At 72.8% G+C, this 3,977-nt stretch carries 3 protein-coding genes and 1 pseudogene; 3 read left to right on the top strand and 1 reads right to left on the bottom strand.

Translation table 11 applies throughout. The annotated features are described in order from the left end of the window. Nucleotides 1–111: 111 nt before the first annotated feature. The 3 genes from AC08OP_RS22215 to fabI all read left to right on the top strand — a co-directional run bounded on the left by AC08OP_RS22215 (nucleotide 112) and on the right by fabI (nucleotide 2,694). Nucleotides 112–594, top strand: coding sequence for a cation:proton antiporter regulatory subunit (locus AC08OP_RS22215; RefSeq protein WP_476593953.1), 483 nt, complete (start codon nucleotides 112–114; stop codon nucleotides 592–594). A 28-nt stretch (nucleotides 595–622) separates the two neighbouring features. Beyond that, complete coding sequence (locus AC08OP_RS22210) at nucleotides 623–1,810, top strand: cation:proton antiporter (RefSeq protein WP_476615950.1); 1,188 nt, start codon at nucleotides 623–625, stop codon at nucleotides 1,808–1,810. Nucleotides 1,811–1,920: 110 nt separating this feature from the next. Next, entirely contained in the window at nucleotides 1,921–2,694 is a 774-nt protein-coding gene (gene fabI / locus AC08OP_RS22205; RefSeq protein WP_476596188.1) for an enoyl-ACP reductase FabI, read from the top strand. Nucleotides 2,695–2,764: 70 nt separating this feature from the next. On the opposite strand, the pseudogene AC08OP_RS22200 reads toward fabI, so the two are convergent. Next, nucleotides 2,765–3,977, bottom strand: a pseudogene (locus AC08OP_RS22200) (pyruvate dehydrogenase); the annotation flags it as partial.

Genomic DNA, 3,977 nt, shown 5'->3' with positions numbered 1-3,977 from the left:
CTCCGGGCGCACCGTCTAGGCGTGGTTGCGGATGGTTGACTACTGTGTGATGGGGCTGGTCACTTGGGCCTTCCTGGGAAGGCAGGCTATCGGAGCGCCGGAGAGGTTGCTGTGGAGATCGAGGAGACCGCGCTGCCTGGCATCGGGCTGCGGCACGACTTCGCGACGCGCAACGGCCGCCGGCTCGGAGTCGTGTCCCACCATCACGGGCGCCGGGACCTCGTGATCTATGATGCGGACGACCCGGACGCCTCGCGTGAGTCCATCGCGCTGACGCCGGAGGAGAGCGACGTGCTCTCCGAGCTGCTCGGTGCCCCGCGCATCGTCGAGAAGCTCGCTGACCTCAACCGTGCCTTCGCCGGGCTCGTCGGTGAGCAGATCGCGATCCTGCCCGGCTCGCCCTACGTGGGCCGCGAGCTCGGGGACACCCAGGCCCGCACCCGCACCGGCGCCTCCATCGTCGCGGTCGTCCGCGACCAGCAGGTGCTCGCCTCCCCGCGGCCGGACTTCCGGTTCGAGGCCGGAGACGTCGTTGTTGTCGTCGGTACGCCGGAGAACACCGCATCCGTCGGTATGTTGCTCCGCAACGGCTGACACGGGCAGGGAGGGCAGTCGGGACCGCGTGCACTCCACCGCGACGACCTTCCTCGAGCTCGGCGGGATTCTGTTTTGCCTAGGAGTCCTCGGGCACCTCGCGCTGCGCATCAGTGTCTCACCGATTCCCCTGTACCTGGTGGGTGGGCTGGCGTTCGGCCAGGGTGGCCTGCTGCCGCTCGGCGGCAGCGAGGAGTTCATCGGGGTCGGCGCGGAGATCGGGGTCGTCCTCCTGCTGCTTACCCTCGGTCTGGAGTACACCGCCGACGAGCTGCTGTCCGGGCTGCGCAGACAGGCGCCGGCCGGGGTGCTCGACCTGGCGCTCAACGCCACTCCCGGGGTCGTCGCCGCGTTCCTCCTCGGCTGGGGCCCGACGGCGGCGGTCGTCCTGGGTGGGGTGACGGCCATCTCCTCCTCGGGGATCATCGCGAAGGTGCTGGGGGACCTCGGGCGGCTCGGTAACCGGGAGACGCCAGTCGTCCTGTCCGTCCTCGTGCTCGAGGACCTCGCCATGGCGGTGTACCTGCCGGTTCTCACCGCGTTGCTGGCCCATCACACGTTCGTGCGCGGATCGCTGACCGTGGCGATCGCGCTCGGAGTCCTGGTGGCGGTGCTCTACATCGCGCTGCGGCACAGCGAGAAGGTCACCCGGCTGGTCTTCAACCCGAAGGCCCACCGCAACGACGAGATCCTACTGCTCCGGGCCCTGGGGCTGGCCCTGTTCGTCGCCGGGGTCGCCCAGCGTATGCAGGTGTCGGCCGCGGTGGGTGCGTTCCTCGTCGGCATCGCCCTGTCCGGACCGGTCGCCGAGGGTGCCGAGGAGGTCCTGCGGCCGCTGCGCGATCTGTTCGCGGCGGTCTTCTTCGTCTTTTTCGGCATGCAGACCGATCCCGCCGAGATCCCTCCGGCGCTGCTCACCGGGTCCCTGCTCGCGATCGCCGGAGTCGCGACAAAGGTCATGACGGGATGGTGGGCCGCCCGCTCGGCGGGAATCGGGACTATGGGCCGGTTCCGGGCCGGGGCCGCCCTCGTCGCACGCGGCGAGTTCTCGATCGTCATCGCGGGCCTCGCGGTGGCGGCCGGCCTCGAACCCCGGCTGGGCCCGCTTGCCGCCTGTTACGTGCTGCTGATGGCCGTCCTCGGCCCGCTGGCGGCCCGGTTCGTCGAACCGGTGATCCGCACGGCTCGGCGGCTGCAGGCCGCCCGGTCGCCCTAGCGCCGAGCGGGCAACGGTGGGCGGGCGACGGCACCCGCCGCTGACGGCGGGGGCGACTTCCCAGCGGCGGTGTCGCTACCGGGACGGCGATGTTTGGGAGTATGCAGCCCATGAGCGGACTTCTCGAAGGTAAGCGCGTTCTCGTCACCGGGGTTCTCACGGAAGCCTCGATCGCATTCAGCGTCGCCCGCATCGCCCAGGAGCAGGGTGCGGCGGTGGTCCTCAGCGGATTCGGGCGGGGGCTGTCGCTGACCCGCCGCATCGCCAAGAGACTGCCCACCCCGGCGCCCGTCGTCGAGTTGGACGTCACCGACGAAGAGCATCTCGCGGGGCTGGCCGGGCAGGTGCTCGAACATGTCGACGGCCTGGACGGCGTGCTGCACGCGATCGGGTTCGCACCCGAATCGGTGCTCGGTGGGAAGCCGTTCGTCGAGGCGGCCTGGTCCGAGGTCGGCACCGCCCTGCAGATCTCCACCTGGTCGCTGGCGTCGCTCACCCGGGCCGCCCTACCGTTGTTCGCTGAGAAGGCGTCGATCGTCGGCCTGGACTTCGACGCGTCCGTCGCCTGGCCGTCGTACGACTGGATGGGCGTGGCGAAGGCCGGCCTCGCCTCCGCCACCCGCTACCTCGCCCGTGATCTGGGACCCCGGGGCGTGCGGGTGAACCTCGTCGCGGCCGGCCCGCTGCGGACCATGGCGGCCAAGAGCATCCCGGGCTTCAGCCAGTTCGAGGAGATCTGGGACGGCCGGGCGCCGCTTGGCTGGAGCGTCCACGACACTGCGCCGGCCGCCCAGGCCTGCGTGGCGCTGCTCTCGGACTGGTTCCCGGCCACCACCGGCGAGATCGTCCACGTCGACGGCGGCGTGCACGCCGTCGGGGTCTGAGCGCGGCTGGCCGTCGGGGTCAGGGCGCGGCCGGGGTCCCGGGGCCCGGGTGTGGTGGGTCTGGCCCGGATCAGCCGGCCGTCTCGTCCAGCAGGTCCAGGGCCGTTCCGACGATCGTGTCCAGCTCCACCGGTGGGCGGCGACGGCGGTCCCGCGACGAGGCCGTGTCCCGCCGGGCGAGGTTGCCGCTGCCGGCGTGGCCGGCGGCGCCGGAGGTCGATGAGCCCGGGTCGGTGTCCCCCGGCGGCCCTCCCGGCGGCCCGGAGGCCTCCGGCAGTGGCGCGCTCGAACCGAGGGCGGAGATGGGATCTCCGTGGACGCCGGCGAGGAAACTCAGGGCACGGGGGTCCCCGTCGACCACCGTCACGATCGGGGTGCGCCGGTCCGCGGGGAACACCTCGGTGAGCAGGGCGTCGGAACCCTCGGCCAACCCGCGCCGGGCCTGCAGCGCGTGGAACATCGCGTTCGGGGAGGTCACGCACACGACCGCGATCTCTCGGCCGAGGCCGGCGCGTAGCTCCGCCGCGGCGTGCAGCACCTCCGGCATGACCGCACCCACCCCGACGAGGGTGAGCGCGGCGTCGGGGCCGCCCTCGTGGAGCCGGTACCCTCCGGCGAGGACCAGGGCCCGGCGTCGGTGCCGTTCCAGCGCGTCCACGGGGACCTCGGCGAGGCGCTGATCGACCGGGCGGGCGGAGAGCCGGATCACGCAGGAGGTGCCGTCGAGGCGGGCCAGCCCGCGGAGGCCGGCCAGCAGGCACCAGGCGAGATCGTGCGCGAAGGCCGGTTCCCACGTCGCGGCCACCGGGGCGGGGACGACGTTGCCACCGTTCCAGGCCAGGTTGCGGACGACCGGGTCGAGACCGGTGTCCGCCACGGCGAGCATCGATCGGGCGTCCGCGGTGGCGCCGGCCATCCAGCCGGGCAGTACCCGTCCGACCGCCACCTCGTCGGCGACTCCGACGGGCAGCAGCGGCAGACCCTGGCGGCTCCAGGCCACTCCCAGCGAGGCCAGCACCCCGCCGAAGGCCGTGGCCGACAGGCCTCCGGCCACATGCCGGCCCGGTTGTTCCCCGTCGGTCTGGTCCGCCGCGGCCAGCCAGCCGGCGAGGACGGGGTCGGTGTTGCGCGTGCTGATGGTCAGCACCGCGGCGGCCGCCTGGGGCGCGAGCCGGGGTAGGTCCCGCAGCATCTCGCCGAACGCCTCCTGGGTGGAGATCCATGTCGGGAAGCGGTGGTCGGAGTCGGTCGGCACGGCTGGGGCCGCGCCGAGCGGCACCGGC

Source organism: Frankia sp. CeRuru1, assembly GCF_977966315.1.
This window is presented reverse-complemented; position numbering and strand designations above follow the sequence as displayed.